This is a genomic window from Marinobacter salinexigens (genome assembly GCF_008370345.1).
GTDB classification, from domain to species: Bacteria; Pseudomonadota; Gammaproteobacteria; order Pseudomonadales; family Oleiphilaceae; genus Marinobacter; species Marinobacter salinexigens.
On record NZ_VTUU01000003.1, the window covers coordinates 164,645 to 184,942 of the forward strand.

General features: G+C 59.0%; 17 protein-coding genes. 7 read left to right on the forward strand and 10 right to left on the reverse strand.

Features of this window, described 5'->3' with window-relative positions; genetic code table 11:
- Positions 1–105: 105 nt before the first annotated feature.
- The 4 genes from FWJ25_RS08075 to hrpB all read left to right on the forward strand — a co-directional run bounded on the left by FWJ25_RS08075 (position 106) and on the right by hrpB (position 5,574).
- Positions 106–771, forward strand: a complete 666-nt coding sequence (locus tag FWJ25_RS08075; protein WP_149599760.1) for an SCO family protein — start codon at positions 106–108, stop codon at positions 769–771.
- 82 nt (positions 772–853) lie between these two features.
- The gene (locus tag FWJ25_RS08080; protein WP_149599761.1) at positions 854–2,065 is read left to right on the forward strand and encodes a YbfB/YjiJ family MFS transporter; all 1,212 of its coding nucleotides are present in this window, start codon (positions 854–856) and stop codon (positions 2,063–2,065) included.
- Positions 2,066–2,262: 197 nt separating this feature from the next.
- Positions 2,263–2,856 carry a GNAT family N-acetyltransferase gene (locus FWJ25_RS08085; protein WP_149599762.1) on the forward strand — a complete coding sequence of 198 codons (594 nt, stop codon included), beginning with the start codon at positions 2,263–2,265 and terminating at the stop codon, positions 2,854–2,856.
- Positions 2,857–3,087: 231 nt separating this feature from the next.
- A complete protein-coding gene (gene hrpB, locus FWJ25_RS08090) occupies positions 3,088–5,574 on the forward strand; it encodes an ATP-dependent helicase HrpB (RefSeq protein WP_149599763.1) in 2,487 nt (828 codons plus the stop codon).
- Between the two features lie 30 nt (positions 5,575–5,604).
- On the opposite strand, the gene FWJ25_RS08095 is transcribed toward hrpB, so the two are convergent.
- The 5 genes from FWJ25_RS08095 to FWJ25_RS08115 are packed head-to-tail and all read right to left on the reverse strand — an operon-like array spanning position 5,605 to position 10,319.
- Positions 5,605–6,351 carry a sulfite exporter TauE/SafE family protein gene (locus FWJ25_RS08095; RefSeq protein WP_149599764.1) on the reverse strand — a complete coding sequence of 249 codons (747 nt, stop codon included), beginning with the start codon at positions 6,349–6,351 and terminating at the stop codon, positions 5,605–5,607.
- A complete protein-coding gene (locus FWJ25_RS08100) occupies positions 6,348–7,154 on the reverse strand; it encodes an SDR family oxidoreductase (protein ID WP_306462855.1) in 807 nt (268 codons plus the stop codon). Before FWJ25_RS08100 ends, FWJ25_RS08095 begins: the two co-directional genes overlap by 4 nt.
- Entirely contained in the window at positions 7,154–8,095 is a 942-nt protein-coding gene (locus tag FWJ25_RS08105) for an SDR family oxidoreductase (RefSeq protein ID WP_149599766.1), read from the reverse strand. The genes FWJ25_RS08100 and FWJ25_RS08105 overlap by 1 nt, the downstream gene beginning before the upstream one ends.
- 4 nt (positions 8,096–8,099) lie before the next feature.
- Complete coding sequence (locus tag FWJ25_RS08110) at positions 8,100–9,014, reverse strand: bile acid:sodium symporter family protein (protein WP_149599767.1); 915 nt, start codon at positions 9,012–9,014, stop codon at positions 8,100–8,102.
- Between the two features lie 6 nt (positions 9,015–9,020).
- A complete protein-coding gene (locus FWJ25_RS08115; protein ID WP_149599768.1) occupies positions 9,021–10,319 on the reverse strand; it encodes a flavin-containing monooxygenase in 1,299 nt (432 codons plus the stop codon).
- A gap of 99 nt (positions 10,320–10,418) precedes the next feature.
- Between FWJ25_RS08115 and FWJ25_RS08120 the strand changes: the two genes are divergently transcribed.
- On the forward strand, positions 10,419–11,390 hold the full coding sequence (locus FWJ25_RS08120) for an AraC family transcriptional regulator (RefSeq protein ID WP_149599769.1): 972 nt from the start codon (positions 10,419–10,421) through the stop codon (positions 11,388–11,390).
- Between the two features lie 68 nt (positions 11,391–11,458).
- A complete protein-coding gene (locus tag FWJ25_RS08125; RefSeq protein ID WP_149599770.1) occupies positions 11,459–12,277 on the forward strand; it encodes an ATP-grasp domain-containing protein in 819 nt (272 codons plus the stop codon).
- A gap of 21 nt (positions 12,278–12,298) precedes the next feature.
- Here the strand turns inward: FWJ25_RS08125 and FWJ25_RS08130 are convergent, their stop codons facing one another.
- Positions 12,299–14,095 carry a PAS domain S-box protein gene (locus tag FWJ25_RS08130; protein ID WP_149599771.1) on the reverse strand — a complete coding sequence of 599 codons (1,797 nt, stop codon included), beginning with the start codon at positions 14,093–14,095 and terminating at the stop codon, positions 12,299–12,301.
- Positions 14,096–14,380: 285 nt separating this feature from the next.
- On the opposite strand from FWJ25_RS08130, the gene FWJ25_RS08135 reads away from it, so the two are divergent.
- Entirely contained in the window at positions 14,381–15,556 is a 1,176-nt protein-coding gene (locus FWJ25_RS08135) for a type III PLP-dependent enzyme (RefSeq protein WP_149599772.1), read from the forward strand.
- Between the two features lie 151 nt (positions 15,557–15,707).
- Here the strand turns inward: FWJ25_RS08135 and FWJ25_RS08140 are convergent, their stop codons facing one another.
- The 4 genes from FWJ25_RS08140 to FWJ25_RS08155 are packed head-to-tail and all read right to left on the reverse strand — an operon-like array spanning position 15,708 to position 20,212.
- Positions 15,708–16,910 carry an MFS transporter gene (locus tag FWJ25_RS08140; protein ID WP_149600063.1) on the reverse strand — a complete coding sequence of 401 codons (1,203 nt, stop codon included), beginning with the start codon at positions 16,908–16,910 and terminating at the stop codon, positions 15,708–15,710.
- A 10-nt stretch (positions 16,911–16,920) separates the two neighbouring features.
- Entirely contained in the window at positions 16,921–17,316 is a 396-nt protein-coding gene (locus tag FWJ25_RS08145) for an ectoine synthase (protein WP_149599773.1), read from the reverse strand.
- Positions 17,317–17,366: 50 nt separating this feature from the next.
- Positions 17,367–18,797 carry a GTPase/DUF3482 domain-containing protein gene (locus FWJ25_RS08150; RefSeq protein WP_149599774.1) on the reverse strand — a complete coding sequence of 477 codons (1,431 nt, stop codon included), beginning with the start codon at positions 18,795–18,797 and terminating at the stop codon, positions 17,367–17,369.
- The gene (locus FWJ25_RS08155; protein ID WP_149599775.1) at positions 18,794–20,212 is read right to left on the reverse strand and encodes a DUF2868 domain-containing protein; all 1,419 of its coding nucleotides are present in this window, start codon (positions 20,210–20,212) and stop codon (positions 18,794–18,796) included. Before FWJ25_RS08155 ends, FWJ25_RS08150 begins: the two co-directional genes overlap by 4 nt.
- Positions 20,213–20,298: the final 86 nt, after the last annotated feature.

The window sequence follows — 20,298 nt, forward strand, 5'->3', positions numbered from 1 at the left end:
TACTTTTCCTTTGGAAATGGAACTCGCTGCGCTCAGACAGCCATTTCTGGCAGGAAAAGTATCCCCCACCCCCGACGCTGTCTGTCTCCGATATTTGAGGTCTCTATGGATCGTTCTGTGCGGATAACGTTGTTCGCTCTGTTGCTGTTAGTCCTGCTGGTGTTTGGTCTGGTAATTGCCCGGCAGGTTTACCTGGTGGGCGGCGATGATCCGGAGCCGGCCCCTGTGCTGGCGGAGTTGAACACGTATGTCTATGACGAACCGAGGGAGTTGGTGGAATTCACCCTGACCGACGAGAACGGCGAGACCGTGACCCGGGAAAGCCTGCGGGGGCGGTGGACATTTGCCTTCGTGGGTTACACCAACTGCCCGGATGTCTGTCCGGCGGCTATGGCGAACCTGAGACGTACCGATCAGTTGTTGTCGAAGGAATTGCCGCAGCCGGAGTACCTGCTGGTAAGCGCCGACCCTGAGCACGACACGCCGGAGAAACTGAAGGCCTATACCGGCTTCTTTGGTGAACACTTCCATGGTTATACCGGCGATATTGATACCTTGCGGGCACTGGCCAAGAGCCTGAGTGCGGTGTTTGTGCACCGGGACATCAACGGCGAGACGCTGGTGGACCACAGCGCCCATTTTGCGCTGCTGAACCCGGACGGAAAGCTGGCTGCGCTGATCCAGCCGCCCCATAAACCGGAAGCGGTAGCCGAGGCGTTTGAGCGTATTTACATCTGGGCACGGGACAATCGGGAGCGGGCGGGGAGCTGATCTGTACTGCACCCAAGGTCCCACTGACACAGGGACTCGGGTGCATTAGACTGCCTGGTCCGCATTAAGACGAGTCGAGCCCATGCCCACCCATTCGCAAAGCTGCACCAATCCCCGACAACTGTTTACCGTTCTTGCTGCCGGTGCCATTGTTCTTCTCGTTGTTCATGGGCTTGGCCGCTTTATCTACACGCCGTTGCTGCCCTATCTGGTGGATGATGGTCAGTTCAGCGCTGCCAATGGTGCCGCGGTCGCTACCTGGAATTACCTTGGTTACCTGATGGGCGCGATGCTGGCGATTCGCTGGCACCGTATCGAACAGATCCGAATCCTCCTGCCTATAGGCCTGGCAGTGCATGTGGTTACCACCTTGTTGGTGACCCAAGTCGACTCACTGAGCCTGATCGCTGGCAGCCGCTGGCTCAATGGCGTCGCCAACGGAATGGTCTTCGTTCACGCCCCTGCGCTGATTCTCGAATGGCTGGTGCTGCGTAATCGTGCGTCCATGAGTGGCCTGGTTTACATCGGTGTCGGCCTGGGCTTGCTGGTGTCCAGCGGCCTGGTGACGGGCAGTGCGAGCTGGCTGGAAGGTGCCCAGCGTTGGTGGCCGGCGGCGGTTCTGTCTATTCCCCTGGCTTGGTGGGGGGCAATGAAACTGATGCGTCTTGAGGTCGCTGAGCGCAAGCATGACGATCAGGACCCGGTGGTCAACACTCCCTTGCTCGACCGTGCCAGCATCCCCCTGTTTCTCTCCTACGCCGGTGCCGGTCTGGGCTATATCCTGCCGATGACCTTCCTGCCTTTGCTGGCCAAGATAGAATTGCCCGAGAACCACTGGATGCTGGATGGCACCTGGCTGGTCGTGGCCCTATGTACTCTTCCGGCACCCTGGATATGGAACCGCCTGGGGGCGAAACTGGGCGACCTTCTGGCTTTGAAGCTGAACTTCCTGATCCAGCTTCTCGGCGTATTGTTCGCTGTGATCTGGCCCGGACCAACGGGTTTGTTCCTCTGTGCCGCGCTGGTTGGCAGCACCTTCCTTGGCACGGTCCTGCTCACCCAGCGCATCGGCCGAGCCCTGCATCCCCATCAGGGGCCCCGCTTATCTGCGGCGACGGTAGCGCTTTATGGCTTCACCCAGATGGTTGGTCCCTGGCTGACGAAACAGTGGTTGGATATGGGCGGGACTCTGGGTTCAGCCTTTGGCATCGGGGTGGCGGCGTTGGCCTTTGGGTTGGTGTTTGTGTTTTTTGTGCCTCGGCCTGACGACTGGCATGCTTCTCGGGGCGCTTAGGTCTTGATCTGGTAAGACTGTTGGTTGTGGGGGTTGATCGGGGTGGTGGGGTATTTTTTCCTTGGAAATGGAACTCGCTTTGCTCGGACAGCCATTTCTGGCGGAAAAATACCCCACCACCCCGCTCTGAGTAACAACGGCGTTTTCTCGGCAAAAAATACGTGTTGGTTGGATGTTGTATTGAGGGTGAAGGGGCTATGTCTGATATTGAAATCGTGACATTGAAAGGTGCGGCGTTGGAGCCTTGGCTAAACGACGTGGCCGAGTTGCGTATCCGGGTATTTCGGGACTTTCCTTATCTGTATGACGGTTCGCTGGCGTATGAAACGGAATATCTACGCACTTATATCGAGAGCGACACGGCAATTTGTGTGCTGGCGAGGTCGGGCGACCGGGTGGTCGGTGCGTCCACGGGACTGGCGCTGGATGATGAAACCGAGGCGTTCAAGCGGCCCTTCCTGCAGGCAGGCATGGACACCAGCCGGATTTTTTACTGTGCCGAGTCGATCCTTCTGCCGGATTATCGCGGCGGCGGTATCTACCGAGAGTTTTTCAGCCGCCGAGAACAGCAGGCCTTGGACCTGGGTAAATTGATCTGCGCCTTCTGTGCCGTGCAGCGACCGGATGATCATCCTCTCAAACCGGCCGGCTACCAGCCGCTGGAACAGGTGTGGCAACATTTCGGTTATCAACCGCGCCCGGATCTGATAACCAGCTTCAGCTGGAAAGACGTCGGCGAGCCCGAGCAGACAGACAAATCAATGCAGTTCTACCTGAAGCCGCTCAGCTAGGCGGTTTGCGGTGTAACAGGCGTAGACAACCCTTACCGACTTAACCCAATACAGACCATGGTAAGCTAACGAGAAAGCACGATTTATCTAAGGGTGTGGGGGTGTTTTGAATTTTTGGGTGGACAAAGGTGTCTGAGCGCAGCGAGTTCTTTTCCACCCAAAAATTCAAAACACCCCCATGCCCCACCCCCAAACCAAGCAGTCCCGAACCCAAGCCCAAAGCAAAGCAGAATGCTCCCGATAGATGAGATCCTCCCCACCCTGAAGCAAACGCTGGAATCCACCACCACAGCACTGCTTCAGGCACCTCCCGGCGCCGGTAAAACCACCCGTGTTCCGTTGGCCCTGCTGGATGCGCCCTGGCGGCAAGACCGCAAGATCCTGATGCTGGAACCCCGGCGGCTGGCAGCCCGCTCTGCAGCACGGTTTATGGCGAACCAGCTGGGTGAGAAGCCCGGGCAAACGGTGGGTTATCGAACCCGGTTGGATACCAGGGTCTCCGGAGATACCCGGATTGAGGTAGTGACGGAAGGCATCCTTACGCGGCTGATCCAGAACGACCCCATGCTCGAAGACTATGCCGCGGTGTTGTTTGATGAGTTTCACGAGCGTTCCCTGCAGGCGGATCTGGGGCTCGCGCTGGTGCGGGAATCCCAGCAGGCATTACGGGAGGATCTGAGGTTGCTGGTGATGTCGGCAACGCTGGATACCGCGCCCATTGCCCGGGTGCTGGGGGATGTGCCCGTGGTAACCAGTGAAGGCAGAATGTTCCCGGTGGATGTGTTGTATCGTCCTTCGCCCTCCCGCGACCAGCGTAGCCGGTTTGACGATCGGGTGGTGGCGGTGATTCGCGAAGCCCTGGCGGATCAGAGCGGTTCGTTGCTGGTGTTTTTACCCGGGGCCGGCGAGATCCGACGGGTGGAACGTCAGTTGCGGGAGTGGTTGCCTGGTAATGTGATCGTGGCACCGCTCTTTGGAAACCTGAAATCCGAGGAACAGGACCGGGCGATTTCGCCGGCACCGGAAGGTATCCGGAAGGTTGTGCTGGCGACGGCCATCGCGGAGACCAGTCTGACCATCGAAGGCATTCGGGTCGTCATTGACGCTGGCCAGCAGCGTCGGGCCGTGTTCGATGCCAACAGTGGTATGACGCGGCTGGTAACCGGGCGGGTGTCGAAAGCATCGGCAGAGCAACGGAAAGGGCGTGCGGGACGGGTTGAGCCGGGTGTGTGTTATCGGTTGTGGAGCGAATCCGAACAGTTTGGCCTGGCAGAATTCACGCCACCGGAAATCCAGGAAGCCGATCTGGCGCCTCTGGTGCTGGAGCTTTCCCAGTGGGGCGCCCGGAATGCGGATCAGGTAGCCTGGGTGGATACGCCGCCGTCAGCACACTGGAATCAGGCGGTCACTTTGTTGCGGTGGCTGGACATGCTTGATGAGGATGGCGGCATCACTGAGCACGGTAAACAGGCCCGGGCGCTTGGCGTTCATCCGCGACTGGCTCATATGATTTTGCGGGGGCGGGATCTGAAACTGGGTCTGGTGGCTGCAGAACTGGCGGCCCTGTTGGAAGAGCGGGATCTGTTGGGGCCGGGCTCCGGTTCCGACATGCATGAGCGGCTCAGGGTGTTGCGTGGTGAATCCCGACAGGGTCAGACCGACCCGGCACGGTTGCGTTCCGTCCGGCAGTCGGCCAAGCGGCTGAGCGGCCCAGACGCCGGCTCCGGGAAAATGCCCACCGATGTGGAGGTGGGGCGACTGCTGGCACAGGCCTATCCGGACAGGATTGGCCGCCGGCGCCCGGGCTTGGTACCCCGGTATCAGCTCAGTAACGGCAAAGGCGCAGCACTCAGGGAAGATGATGCCATGGCCAGGCAGGAATGGCTGGTGGCAGCAGAACTGGACGGCAAGTCCCGGGAAGCGACGATTTACCTGGCTGCTCCGGTGGATCTCCGGGATCTGGAACAGGATCTTGCCGGTCATATCGTTGAATGCGAAGAAGCGCTCTGGGATGAAAAACGGGGCACGATTATCGCTCGCCACGTGCGTCGTCTCGGAGAATTGGTCCTTGAGCAAAAGGAGCTGGCCAATCCGGAGCCCGGGCTGATCCAGCAGGGCCTGATGGATGCAGTCAGGAGAAAAGGTCTGAACAGCCTGCCCTGGACGCAGGCGTCGAAGCAGTGGTGCGCCAGGGTGCGGATGCTGGCCAGCGCCATCCCCGGGGAGTGGCCCGACGTCAGCGAACAGGCTCTTCTGGATACGCTGGAGAGCTGGCTTGGACCGTTCCTGCCGGGACTGAAAAGGTGGGCTGATCTGGAGAAACTGAATCTGCTACCGGCACTCAACAGCCTGCTGGATTACCCCCAACAGCAGAAGCTGGCCGAGCTGATGCCAGAAACGCTGACCATTCCAACCGGACAACATGTTTCTCTGGATTACACGGCGGACAATGGTCCGGTTCTGGCTGCCAAACTCCAGGCCCTGTTTGGCTGGACCGAGACGCCCAAAGTAGCCGGAGGCCGAATCCCGGTGGTTATTCACCTGCTGTCCCCGGCCCAACGTCCCTTGGCAGTAACTGCCGATCTGGCCAGCTTCTGGGTGAACGCCTATCCGGAAGTGCGCAAGGATATGCGGGGCCGCTACCCGAAACACCCGTGGCCGGAAGATCCCTTCACCGCAGAGCCACAGCAGGGAACGAAAAAGCGCCCCGCTCGCTGATCCAGGTGCGGTTTTTCGAGTTATCAAGCCTCACGTAAACAGCGGGCTCGCTCGCAGGATCAGCAGCACCCCGGTGATCAGCAGCACGCCATAGACCGCCCGGCGGAAATGGTCCTCATGGAGCCGGTGGTGAAGGAATTCACCGACAAATACACCGATTACCAGCAGTGGCAGATACCACAAGAGCTGCCTGGCGTTGGTCATCAGGCTGCCATCGAACAGGTAGAGCAGGCTCAGGGTCAGGTTCAGGGTGAACCAGACGCTGAGCAGCGTTGCCCGGGTACGGCTCTTGTCGAGCTGGATGCCGGCCATGGCATAGACCAACAATGGCCCGCCGGATGCAAACAGCCCATGGGTAATACCGGCAGCAAAGGTGACGCACCGGCTGGTCATCAGGCTGTGAGGCCTGGCCTGGTGGCCGCCAAGCAAGCGCCACAGTTCCTTACCGGCAAACCAGGTCACCAGCACGCCAAACAGCAGCTTGAGGCTGTTGGCGCCAAGCCACGGCATCAGCAGGTAGCCAGTCAGGGTGCCTGCCAGCATGAGTGGCAGGATCAGGGTTGCCAGTAGTCGCCAGTCGATGTGGTGGTGATGTTTCCAGGTCAGGTACCCGCTCATAAAGACATTCAGAGGTACCAGTATCGGGAGCATGTCCTGAATGGGCAGCATCATCGCCCCGATAGAGAGGGCGATGACGATGGAGCCGAAGCCGGTGATGGCTTCAATGGTGTAGGCCAGCAGGATCGCCAGACCAAGCCATAGCCAGGGATCGATCATGGGGTCGGGTTCCCGGGACCGGCGTGGAGATCGCTGGCGAATTTCCGGCGTACGGTTCTTAGATAGAACGCCGGGGCGATCCGCCACAACAGGCTGCCAACCCGGGATACCGGCTCGGGCATCAGCCACCGCTTACCCCTGGCCAGGGCGTGGTCGATCATTTTTGCCATGTCATCCGCACTGGACATGCCGCCAATGGTGGATCTGGCATGTTGTGCCCGCTTGCCATCGGCTCCCAGAGCATTCTGCTCGATTGGCGTATCCAGGAAGCTGGGGTACACCATCAGCACGTGGATACCTTTCGGCTCCAGTTCCAGCCGAAGCACTTCGAAGAACTGGCTGAGGGCACTCTTGGCGGCGCAATACCCGGCCCGGCCAGGTACCGGCATCCACCCGGCCATGGAACCGATACAGATGATGCTGCCACGGCTTTGCTCCAGCAACGGCAGCGCCAGTTGAGTGAGTTCCACCGGGCCTTGCCAGTCCACGGCCATTACCTTGCGGAAGACGTCCGGATGAGTGTCTGTTGCCGGGGAACGGTGCGTGATGCCCGCATTATTGACGAGCAGATCGAGTCGCCCGAAGATGTTTTCGGTCTCCCTGACCAGGCGTTCAAGGTCAGCCGTCCGGGTCACATCAACGGTGACCGTATGTACCCGGTCGTCAGCCCCCAGCTCCGTTTTGCGCAGGAGCAGGGCCTGAGTATCGATGTCTGCCAGTACCAGATGGTGACCGGCCCGATACCAGTATTGGGCCATGGCCCAGCCCAGACCGCTGGCGGCTCCGGTGATCAATGTAACCATCACAGGTCTCCCTGCTGGCGGGCCTGGGCAATAAAGTAGTCAAAGGTCTCGGCCGAGGTTTTCCGAAGCGAATATCCGAATTCCTCTTTCAGTCGCCGGTTACTCAGTACCGGGCGGTAGCGCAGGAAGTTTACCTGCTCCGGCCCGACAGGTTTGCCCAGCCATTTGGCGACCTGCAGGCCGGCCCTGACCACGGATGCAGGCAAGGTGATCAGGGGTTTGTCGAGCCTGCGGGCGATCTCCTGCATGGTGAGTGCGCCGTCACCGGCCATGTTGTAGCGCCCAGCGCGATCCTGTCGGATACCCTGCTCCATGGCGTCCAGCACGTCCTGATCCCAGATGAATACGAAGGGTGAATCGCTGCCCCGAATGGCCAGCAGTCTCGGCGCAAGAAACAGACTGGTGATCTGGTTACGGGTTTCGGCGCCCAGCACGGTGCCGGGGCGGAAAATCAGCTGCTTCAATTCCGGATGTTCGGAGCGATAGGTTGCCAGCATCTCTTCCACCAGACGCTTGTGATCCGAGTAGGCAAACTCCGGGTTGCCCCGCAGAGGATCTTCTTCGTCAATCCACTGGGGATTGTCCGGGTGGTAGCCATAGGCTGCGCCTGAGCTGGTCACCGTCAGGTGTTGTACCTTGGCTGCGAGACAGGCCTCCAGTACGTTGCGTGTGCCGTTCACATCAATGTCATAGTCACGTTCCCGGTCCGGAGATGCCCGCAGGATGGAGGCCAGGTGAATCACATGGGTGATGCGGTGCTCGGCCAGGGTCAGCACCAGATTGGAGTCCCGTACATCCAGCACTTCGAGGGGGAAGTTCAGTCCCTTACGGTGTTGAATGTCGGTGCCGATGACAAAATAGTCCTGGGCCAGCCGGTTGCCCAGCTGATGGCCGATATAGCCGGCAGCGCCAGTAATCAGAATACGTTTTTCTGTGCTCATAGGGTCAGGTTTCTTGTTGTAGGGGTTCGGGGAAAGAGCGATGAGCCCAGATCTGGGACAGTGTCAGGCCGGATACCAGGTGCCAGACACCCCAGAAGGCGGTAATCAGCATCATGCCGCCGGCATTGGGGAAGAAGGTGAACAGAATCACCAGGCCCAGACCAGAGTTCTGGATACCTACCTCCATGGTGACCGCACGCTGATCCGGTACGGAGAGCCTGGTCATCCGCGCGATGCCATAGCCCAGCCCCAGGGCCAGCAGGTTCTGGCTGACCACGAGCCAGAAGAAGGTGTGGAATTTCTCCACGAACAGGTCAACGTTGTTGAAGAAGGCGATGGCGACAAACGCCAGAAAGATGACCAGAGACATCATTCGCAGAGGCTTTTCGCTGCGCTCGGCCAGTGCCGGAAAACGGCCGCCGACCAGCATGCCCAGCACCAATGGCAGGGCCAGCACCAGCAGAACCAGTATCAGAATGCTCTCGGGCTGCAGGGAAATCTCCTGTAAGTAATCCCGGGTATGAGGGTTAAGCCAGCCGTAGAAGGCAAAGTTCAGCGGTGTCATCACCGTGGCGGCGAGGCTGGATACTGCGGTCATGCTCACAGACACAGCGACACTGCCCTTGCCGAGCCAGGTCATGATGTTGGAGAAACTGCCGCCGGGGCAGGAGGCCACAAGAATCATGCCCAGGGCCAGCTGGGGGTCGATCTCCAGAGCCCAGGTAAACAGGCAGGTTGCCGCCGGCAGTAACAGAAACTGGGCGATCAGCCCGGCAACCGGAGCCCGGGGAATGGTCAGCACCCGTTTGAAGTCGGCGGGTCTCAGGTTGAGAGAGACCCCGAACATCATCAGCGCCAGTATGCCATTGAGCATGACCAGGCTGGCGGGGTCAAAGTGCACCGTTGCAGATGGGGACATGCGTCATTATCCCCTTGCTGGTTCGAGCTTGTTGATGTGCCCAGCCAGGGCCTCCAGATAAGCATCCTTGTTGACATAGTAGGCCATGCGGGCGAGCTTGATGTAGTTATAGCCGCCGTCCAGGCGTTCGTCAGCATGGCTTTTTTTCCGTTGCTTCAGTTCACTGGCAGCCGCAGTGTCGTTCTGTTGCTCGCGAATGTAGATGGCGGCCAGGCGTGCCTGTTGATTGCGACCTTCCCATCCCAGACCTGTGGCTTCGACCATGCCCATCAGGAACAGGTTGTCGTATTCCGGGTGCATCATGTTCAGGTAGAGGCTTGGGGCATCCTCGTTGGGACGCCAGTTGAGGTGCTTCTTGTCGATAAACGGGTAATCCAGCAGATAGCCGGTGGCCATCAGAATCAGATCGTAGTCGGTGCTTTCACCGTCGCTGAAGTGAACTGTCTTGCCTTCGACCCGTTCAATACTCCGTCTCGGCGTAATGTCACCGTGCCCCAGGTGGTGCAGGATCAGAGAGTTGATAACCGGGTGAGATTCATACATTCGGTAGTCCGGGTCTGGCAGGCCGTAGTCAGATGGCTTACCCATGACCATCCGGATCAGCGCACTGTCCACCCGTTGTTTGACGGCGCGTGGCAGCTTGAGTTTGCCGCCGATGGTGTCGACCGGTTTGCCTTTCAGGAACTTGGGCAGGAAGTAGTAGCCCCGGCGCAGGCTCATGTCGGTGGAACGGGCGTGGTGAACGGCGTCCACAGCGATATCAGCGCCGGAGTTGCCGCAGCCAACGATCAGCACACGCTTGTCCCGGAACACCTCCGGGCTGCGATAGTCGGCTGAATGCATCAGCTCACCGGTAAATTCACCGGGCAGTTCCGGCATGTTGGGTGTGTGCAGGGTTCCGTTGGCAATCATCAGGCCGCTGAAGGTGCGGGTCTGCTGCTGGCCATCGCACTCAGTGGTGATCTGCCACAAGTCATCTTCCCGTTCGACACGGATGACCCGGGTGCAGAATTCGTAGTGCTCTCTGAGGCCAAAATGATCGACGAAATCCTGAAAATAGGTTTTGAGTTCATGATGGCTGGGGTACTGGGCCACCGAGTCTTTCATCGGAAATTCTGCAAACTCGGTCATCCGCTTGGATGAGATCAGATGGGCTGTTTCGTACATGGTGCTGTGGGGATTATCGATGTCCCAGAGCCCGCCCACATCACTATGGAGTTCAAATCCGGTAAAAGGGATGCCCTGCTTCTGGAGATTTCTGGCACAGGCAAGGCCCATAGGGCCGGCACCAATGACTGCATACATGATGGTTTTTCCTGAATTTGTTGTTGTCATCCCGTATCTTATGTACTTGCACGCCGGTTTTCCTGACCGGACAGGACACAAAAAACGACAATTCGGGTCATGATCGGATCTTCAGCTACGGTAACTCATCTTTACGCCCAGGCCATACTCCAGGCTGCCCAGCGCCAGGGAATTGCACTGTCGGAGGACGTTGTCCGGCAACTGGTGCCCGGCCAGCGGGTGCCTCTCGCTGTGCAGGATCAGCTCTGGGACAACTATTGCCAGTTGGCTGGCGACCCGCTGTGCGGTCTTGAAATCGGTCTGGACCTGCAGGTGGGGCATCTGGACAGCGCCGGCATGTTGCTGGTGAGCTGTGACACCCTGCGAGAAGGGCTGGAGGCGCTGGTGGAGTACGCTCCGGTGGTGGGTGATGGCGGTGAATTCTCCCTATCGGAGGACGATTCCCGGATCTTCCTGTGCTACCAGCCGGGATACACGGTAAGGGTCACAGAACGGGTTGATGCAGTTATGGCGTCGGTGGTTCGGCTGACTCGCTGGGCGACAGGCGGTGCGCTGGAGCCGGATACCCTGATGCTCGCTCACGGGCCGCAGGCTAATGGCGCCGAATACTCACAGCGCCTGGAGGTACCAGTAGTCTTCGAGGCGGGGCGGAACTGCCTGACGCTGAACCGGGATCAGGGCAGCCTGCCGCTGATTCAGGCCAATGCCGCATTGCGGGATCATCTGCAGCAGCTAGCCGACCATACCCTGGAAACCCTGGGCCAGCAGAGCCTGAGTGGTCAGGTGTGTGCACTGGTGCGCACCAATCCTCGCTGGGGCAAGGAGCGGGTGGCTTCGGAGCTGGCGGTCAGTGGTCGCCACCTGAACCGCTTACTGGCGGAGGAAGGGCTCTCGTTCAAATTACTCCGGGAACGGGAACTCAACCGAATGGCGGTGGACCTGCTGCAATCCGGCCACAGCGTGGCCGCCGTCAGCGAGCGACTGGGCTTTTCCGAAGAGGCCGCCTTTGCCAGGGCATTCCGGCGCTGGGAGGGTGTTAGCCCGGCTCGTTTCCGTACTCAGGAGCAGTAAACAAAACGCTTGCCAAACCCGGGGTTGTGCATAAAATACACAGCTTCTTCCCGAGTGCCCCTGATACCATGCGCCTGGTTTCCTTCGATATTTTCCGTACCCTCGGTTTCCCGGATACGACCGTGCTTAAACCCGAACATTTCCTGCGTCACAAACAGGAGCTTCGGGAAGCAGATTGGGTGTTGTTCCCGGAATACTGGCAGCTGAATGCTCTGGTGCATGGTCTGAAGTGCCGGGTCTTTCCCAGCATTGCCAGCTACCGCATCGGTCATGACAAAGTAGAGATGACCCGGGCCTTTCAGACCGTTGCTCCGGAGCATACCCCCTGGACAATGATTGAAGCCAATGGTCCCCTGGAGCGGGAAGCCCTCTGGGAAACCATGTCACTGCCGTTCGTTGCCAAGTTACCCAAAGCCAGTATGGGAGAGGGTGTATGGCTGATCGAAAACCGCCAGGACTGGCAGACCTATTGTGAGCGCACTGACGTACTCTACGTGCAGGAATACCTGCCGATTGACCGGGACGTGCGGGTGGTGATCGTGGGCGATCAGGTGCTCACCGCCTACTGGCGTACCCAGGCGGAACAGGGTTTCTACAATAACGTGGCCCGAGGGGGCGGTATCGACTTCGGCCCGGTGCCGGCTGTAGCAACCGACCTGGCGCTCCGGCTCGCTCAACAACTGGATGTGAACCACGCCGGTTTCGATATCGCACTGGTGGAAGGTTACCCTTACGTACTGGAATTCAACCGCCTGTTTGGCAATCAGGGGCTGAGGCACGGCAGCGAGCTGCAGAACGCCATCGTCAGCTATCTGAGGGACCAGAACGAACCGCGGGACCCGGATGGCCCTGTGGTTCCTCCACCGGTATGGCCCGTGGTTGCCTAGCGTAGCGGCTAAGGTGCTGGCCTAGTCCGGGCCTGCCTGTTTCCGGGCTGCCGAGAGTTCGTCCGACGACACATCGTTTAACCGGCGCAGGGAGTTGGCCAGATCTTCAACCCGTTGCGTGGTTTCTGCCACCAGCCGGTTGATTTCGTCCGCTGACTGGGTCGAGCGCTGGGCAAGCTGGCGAACTTCATCAGCCACCACGGCAAATCCGCGACCGGCCTCTCCGGCTCTGGCGGCCTCTATGGCGGCATTGAGTGCGAGCAAGTTGGTTTGGCCGGATATTTCATTGATCACACTGACAATCTTCGATATCTCGTTGGAAGAGCTCAAGACCAGCGCCATTTCCTCATCGGTGACCTTGGATGCTTCCATCTTTGAATTAATATCAATTCCATAGGTAACGATGTAACGGACGTTGCCTTCGAAATCGGCAATCGGGCAAACCGTGGAATCAAACCAATGCTCCCTGCCCTGGGGATCTTCGATGCTGAAGCTACCCTGGAGCTGTTCTCCCTGAAGAACACGGTTAAAAATATCGGCTCCGACAATGTCCCGGAGGTTCCTCGCCCTGGCCAGAAGTGCCTGCTCATTGGGATCACCCAGATGCTCGACCATATAGGGGTTGGCGTGGGTCAACTTGCCATCCAGTGCCCACTCGCCGACGCCGTTGCTCTGGCTAATGGCTTCAAATCGGCGGGTAAACTCCAGGGATTGTTCCTTGGTCTCGGTCACGTTGGCCTGGATGGAGATGTAGTGCGTGAGGGTGCCTTTGTCGTCGAACACCGGGTTGATGGCCAGTGAAACCCAATACGGATTGTTGTTGCGATCGTAGTTCAGGATTTCATCGTAGAAGGGTTCGTTGCGGCTGAGTTTGTGGCGGATCTGGTTGACGGTGGACTGATCGGTATGGGGCCCTTGAAGGAGGTCCCCGGGCTTCTTTCCCTCCACCTCCTCAAGGGTATAACCGGTCAGTTGAGAGAAGCCCTGGTTGACGTACACAATCCGCTTGTCCGGATTGGTAATGATAACGGCGTTATCGGTTTCGTTGGCCACCATAGACAGCATCCGGAATTCGTCCCGCCGGGCCACTTCTTCCGTTACATCCTTCAGGAACGCGGTATACAGGATACGGTCATCCAGGCGGATCTTGGAGAGCGACAGGGAGGCCCAGCGTCTGTCTCCGTCCTTGCGGAAAATGGGTACTTCCCGGGTGGTTCCGACGATTTTATCCACGCCGGTTTTCCGGTTGGCATTGACCAGGTCATCGTGCCGGTCGCGAATGTCTGCCGGCACCAGCATCTTGACGTTCTGGCCAATTATTTCGGAACGGTCGTAGCCCCACAGTTGCTCGGCTGCGGAGTTCGCGAAGGTAATATTGTTGTGTTCGTCGATGGTGACAACGGCGTCCAGTGCCTGCTCCAGGGTCTGATTGATGATTTCCCGGCTGGCTCTTTCCGCGGTGATGTCCCGGACAAACGCGGTATAGGTAATCGATTTTCCCTGAACCACCTTGCTGAGCGCCAGGTTGGCCCAGAGCTGGCTGCCATCCTTTCGGGTCATCAATACATCGCGGCTGGTGCCCACGATCTTGTCCTGGCCGGTGTCCCTGTTTGTCTGAACGTAGCTGTCGTGTTTGCCCTGAATGTCCGTGGGTACCAGCATTTTTACGTTGTTGCCGATGACTTCTTTTCGGTCATAGCCCCACAGCTTTTCAGCGGCCGCGTTAAAGAAGGTCACGCAGTTTTTTTCGTCGATACTGACGACAGCGTCGAGAGCCTGTTCCAGAACCTGCTTGAGATGATTGTTGCCGAAAAGCATGAGCCGCACCCTATGTGTTCTTTTTAGACATGTTTCTCAATTTAGTGCGTTCTGCAATATTTGCAGTTGATAACAGGCATAAATTTTGTAGCTAAATGTTTTATTGCGTTCCCGCCTGCAAATCCCGGTCCTTCGGGCACAGGATTTCGGCGTTTTCTTATGGGTAGATATGCTCATTTCCGGGTATGAAAAAAAGCCCGATGATCGCGCCAATTCCGGGGCCTGCAGCCATGCTGTGGTGCCCTTTTTTTATGCCTGTTTGCCCTGTGGAGGGAAACACCATCCATGACCGAAGCCGTTAACGCCAACATTGCTGACTACTACGACGCAGAGACCTTCAAACGTATTAAGGAATTCGCTGATACGAAGGAAACACCGTTCGTGGTGATTGATACCAACATCATTGATCGCCAGTACAACGAACTGGTGGAAGGCTTTCCCTACGCCAAGGTCTATTACGCGGTGAAGGCAAATCCGGCTCCGAAGATCCTGACCATGCTCAGGGACAAGGGCGCCAACTTTGATATTGCCTCGGTATATGAACTGGAAAAGGTCATGGCGCTGGGTGTGGGCGGCGATCGCATCAGTTACGGCAACACCATCAAGAAGGCGAAGGATATTCGTACTTTCTATGAAAAGGGTGTGCGGATGTTCGCCACTGACTCGGAGGCCGACCTGCGCAATATCGCCAAGGCGGCTCCGGGTTCCAGGGTTTATGTGCGTATCCTGACTGAGGGCACACTGACAGCAGACTGGCCGTTGTCCCGCAAGTTTGGTTGCCAGACCGATATGGCCATGGATCTGCTGATTCTGGCCCGAGATCTGGGCCTTGTGCCTTATGGGGTGTCGTTCCATGTCGGCTCCCAGCAGCGGGAAATCGGTGCGTGGGATGCGGCTTTGAACAAGGTGAAGGTGATTTTCGAGCGCCTGAAGGAAGAAGATGGCATCGAGCTCAAGATGATCAACATGGGCGGCGGTTTTCCTGCCAACTATGTCACCCGCACCAATGAACTGGGGGTGTATGCGGAGGAGATTGCCCGTTTCCTGCACGAGGATTTCGGGGATGAGCTTCCGGAGATCATCATTGAGCCGGGCCGGTCGCTGATTTCAAATGCCGGTGTGCTGGTGAGTGAGGTGGTGTTGATTTCCCGCAAGTCCCGCACGGCGCTGCACCGATGGGTGTTCACCGATGTGGGTAAGTTTTCGGGTTTGATTGAAACCCTTGATGAAGCGATCAAGTTTCCGATCTGGACTGAGAAGTCCGGCGAGGGCGAGGATTGTGTGATTGCGGGGCCGACGTGCGACAGTGCGGATATTATGTATGAGCACCACAAGTATCCGTTGCCGTTGAATCTGGCCATCGGAGATCGGATGTACTGGCTTTCTACGGGGGCTTATACGACGACCTATAGTGCGGTGGAGTTTAATGGGTTTCCTCCGTTGCAGGACTATTATTTGTAACTGGAGTTGGGCCGGGCAGCGGGGGGTAGTTTCCTCTGGGAACGAACAACTCGCTGCGCTCAGACAATCGTTCCCGGCGGAAACTACCCCCCGCTGCCCGGCCTTGCGGCCATTGGGTGGGGGAGACTGAGGAACAGGTTTTTTTATGGGGTCAGCCTTTGGGGTGGCCCTTTTTTCGTTTCAGGTCCAGGGTGAACGCCAGGGGGAGAACCAGGACGGCGTAGGCAATGATGGTGGCGATGGCGTGGCGGGTGTCTCCGGTCCAGTCGGCCAGGAGGCCGCCCAGCATGGGAATGGAGAACGCCAGGGTGTAGCCGATCAGGAAGTTTCCGGCGGAGAGGCGGCCGGTTTCTTCGGGGCTGACCAGCAACGGTGGTAGTGCCACAAGCAGGATCAGGAGGATTCCGGCAACGCAGCTCATCAGGGTGGCGCTGACGATGAACCACCAGCCTTCGAGGAGGACGGTGCCGGCTGTGCCGGCGATGCTGAGGACGGCCATGGTGATGATCAGGGTTCGTCGGCCAACCCATGCGCGGGCCATTTTCAGCATGATCAGGGAGGCGATAACCTGGGCGGCGTTGTACCAGAACAGGGTTTCCGGCAGCAGATCAAGGCGGCCCTGTTGTTCGAGCAGGTTGCCCATGTAGGCGTTAAGGCCGAAGAACATGGAGCCGGACAGGCCGAGTAGCAGGCCGATTCTCAGGGTCAGGGGGTTGCTCCAGTCTGGCAGCCAGGCTGTTTTCCGGGAGGGGCGGCCGCGGTCCCGTTTGGGCAGGTAAAGTGCTGCAGCGACCAGCAGTGCGGGTAGTGACCAGGCTATCATCGCGGCGCGCCAGCTGTTGTCTACCATGGGCATGAGCACCGGGAGGGTGATGCCGGCCCCTATGAATTCCCCCATCAGCATGCCGTTCATGTAGATCGCCGAGCCGAGGGCAAGATGGTGGGGTTCGAGCCACCTTGGCAGCAGCGCAGGCAGTGCCGGTTGCATCATGGCGACACCGAAACCCATCACCGCGCTGGCGATCATGAGTGTACTGATATCGGGAACCAGGCCGCGTCCGGCGGAGCCTATCACCATGATGACCATGGCCAGTGCCAGGGTGTTGCGGGGGCCGATGCGGGAAATCGCCAGGGATCCGGGCATGGCACCGGCGGCCAGCATCAGGATGGGCAGGGTTGTCAGGGCCCCGGTCAGGGTTTGTGAGAGGCCCAATTCTTCGCTGATGAATGGGGCCAGAGCCGGTGCTACCAGCACCGGCACTCTCAGGTAGACGCCAGCCAGCCAAAGCAGCACCGCCACCGGCAGCAATTTCGCTGGCGGTGGCGGTGTGGTTGCAGCTTGATGTTCTGGCAGTGACAACCGATCAGTCTTCGCTGGTATCCGGCAGGTAAGCGCCGTCTTCGTCGTGGATTTCACGGCCAGTGACCGGCGGGTTGAAGGCGCAGATCAGGCGCATGTCTTCGGTGCCACCGTACAGGGTGTGGCGGTCATGGTTGTCGAGAGCGTACAGAGTGCCGTCTGTGATTTCGTGCACTTCGCCGGTGGCAAGATCCTTGATTCGGCCATTACCTGCAACACAGTAGACTGCTTCCAGGTGGTGCTTGTACCAGAAGGTGTGCTCGGAGCCGGCCTTGATGATGGTTTCGTGGAAGGAGAACCCCATGCCGTCTTTCTTCAGCAGCAGGCGGCGGCTGGTCCACTGCTTGTCGCTGACTTCGCGTTCGGTACCGATAATGTCTTGCACACGTACGATTTTCATTAGCGTTCCCCTATCAGGTGTTGGAAAGCCATACAGTATAAACATGCGCCTCAGGGGCGGTTCAACCGCCAACCGTCGTAAATCTGCATCGCCTGTTCAATGGCTAAGGCCAGTTTCCGGCGTTGGCGATCATCCAGCAGGCGCTGTTTCCTGGCCTTGTCGAAGGCTTTCTGGATCTCTTGACGGCTGACTTTGTCGAGTCGGCTAAGCCAGTGATCGTCGGCGGGTTCCAGGTCCAGCAGGTCGCGTCCTGCGTGGTTGCGATGGCTGATGTGCCACCAGTGGTCAACGGCCCGTCCGAGCACTACGTAGCCAAACTGGCTGTCCTGCACGGGGCCAAAGGTTGCGGTTTTGAGGCCGTCTTTCAGGACGCCGATATTGAGGGCCGGCAGAGCCAGTTTGTCGCCATAAAAATAACTGCCGGCGGCACCGATGATGCCGCCTACCAAGGCGCCGGTGCCCAGGGACGAGCCGAAGGTCAGCGCGTCGATCCCCGCACCGCTGACGGCCCCCGCGCCAAAACCGGCGGTGGCCAGGTAGCGTTTGCTGACGGCCCAGGTCTTGCGGCTGCTTTCGGAGAACAGGTCGTGTTGGCTGTGCCATTCCAGTTCCGCTTCCTGGCGCCGGATCTTCTGATGCTGGTATAGGTGCTCTACATCAATCCGCAGTGACTGCTCCCGCTGCCGTTGGTTACGGTACCAGCGTTGCCGCAACTGGTCCGCCAGGGCACTGTCGCTGGTGGCGGTGGCCTGCTCAGCGGTCAGGGTCCGCTTTTCCTGGTACGACATCATGTTTACCAACGCCTTCCCGATGAGCTGAGCGGACTGTTCGCGGCGCCGGCGGCGCTGTTCAGAGAGGAACTCAGTGGCCTTCTCCAACGGTTGTTCCCAAGCGGGTTCAAGTTGTCCGAATGCACGTAAAAGGCTCAGATGTTGATCGAAATGGGCGCGAACAGCGTCGAACTTCCGGACGACCTGGAAGAACTGTCCGAGCGCAGCCTGCCAGGTGTCGCTATGGTCATCGGGGCCGATGCTGTTGATCAGGGCCAGGCTCGGGCGCCCCGTCCAGCGCAGGATGGTCATTTCCGCTTCGTGTTCGCTGCTATAGGGTACGGAGCCGTCCACCACGTAGATAATTCCGGCGCCTTCCAGCAGTGGAGCCAGCAATTCACATTCGTCGGTGAAGCGGCCGTCTCCCTGATGCTGGGTGACAAAGGCCTCTACGGTTTCTGCTCTGTCAGATGCTGATACGCTGTGGGCTTCGAGCCATTCAAGGACGCGTCGTGGGCGCTGAAAGCCCGGGGTATCCACCAGGGTATACAGCACCTGACCATCCACGCTCAGCGGGTAGGCCTGGCGCTTGCGGGTGGTTCCCGGTTCCAGGGCTATGGCAATGGCGTCGTTCTGGGAAAGCGTGGCCACCACGCTGGATTTACCCTTGTTAGGGTGGCCGACGACGGCGAACACGGGGGCTGCGGTCATGTTCGGTCTTCCTCCAGGCGATAGGGATCCTGCCATGCCAGCTGCGGCACGCTTACCTGAAGATGGGGGTCAGCCATCCGTTCGGTAAAACGCAGCCAGGGTTGCAACTGGTGTGTCGCCGGCGCTTGTTCGGCGTTCTGGGCCATGGGCACCAGGGCAATCAGGGTGTTGTCTGGCCAGTGTTCACGTGCAGATTCGAGAAAATCCTGCAACTCACCGGTGGGTGGTTCCCAGCTGCGGGTGATGACGAGTATGGCTCCTGCGCCGCGTTGGCTGAGTGCGGTTCCGGCCTGCTCGATGGCGTGCCGGTCTTCGGCCAGGGTTGCTCGTCCGCCGGCTTTCAGGATCAGGCTGTGTGGACCGGCAAGGCTGTCCGGCAGTTCCGGGTCACCGCCACCAGCCCAGCACAGCAGGATGTGGGTGTCTGGCAGTGGTTGAAGGCTGGCGTTGGTTCGGGTGTCCGGCTGATCGGCGGCGTCATTGTTTTCGTTGCCGGTGTCCAGGGTTGGGGTTTCCATCCGGTACAGCAGTGCGTGCATGCCCGGGTGATTATTCAGCGCCGTACGGGCCCGGTGATGAACGAGGCCCGTTGCGATAAGAGCCAGCAACAGCCGGGGCAGCAGCACCCAGAACGTCCATACCATGGCGACGAATGGCCACCACTGCCCCCAGGCAAGGGGCGCGGCGCCTGAACTGCCGGAATCGGCCCGGAAGAACCGGGTTGCCTCTACCAGCTCCAGGGTCGGTACGGCGTCTGGCCAGAGCCAGGACCAGGGTGCGGCTATGGCGACAACAAGCTGGTGATAACTGGCAGCGGCGGTATCAAGGGTGGTACTCCAGCCGAAGGCCAGATCCTGAATAACCACCATGATCAGCAACGTGACTAGCCCGGTCAGAGCGAAGCAGGTGCCACCCCGGTGTGCCGCTTCGGCCATCAGTAATGGCTGCATCCCGCCGGGCATGCTTCCGGCCCCGGGAGTGTGAGCACCGAATCGTCGCAATAACCAGTGCCAGGGTTGCCAGCCGATCAGCGCCTGCAGGCTGGTATACAGAGCGAGCAGTATCTGCAGCAGGACAAAACCCAGAATCACCGTGATGTTGATGCGTTGGCCGGCATCGTAAAACAGCAGGCCCGCCATGGTGAGGACGCCAAATACGGCACCGACCAGCATGAACAGCATACGGATGCGCTGCCAGAGCCGCAGTAGCTGCTGGCTTTTGTCAGCACTCGCACCCGGACCGCTCAGGCGGTCCATATGTGCCATCCATCGTTCGGGTGTGGGGGCCAGACCCTGTTCCTGACAGGTCAGGGCAAATTTCCGGTCCCGGCGGTGCAGAAAAGCCGGAGGTTGTTCCTTGTCCCGCTGGCTGCGTGCATCAAAATCCAGCAGCAATCGGAGGGGGCGGTTGGTCATGCAGTATCCCGGTGGTGAATTCGGTCGGTCGTCCTTTGCTGTTAGGATATAGGGATTCCCGCTTCCGATACCAGATAACGAGTCGA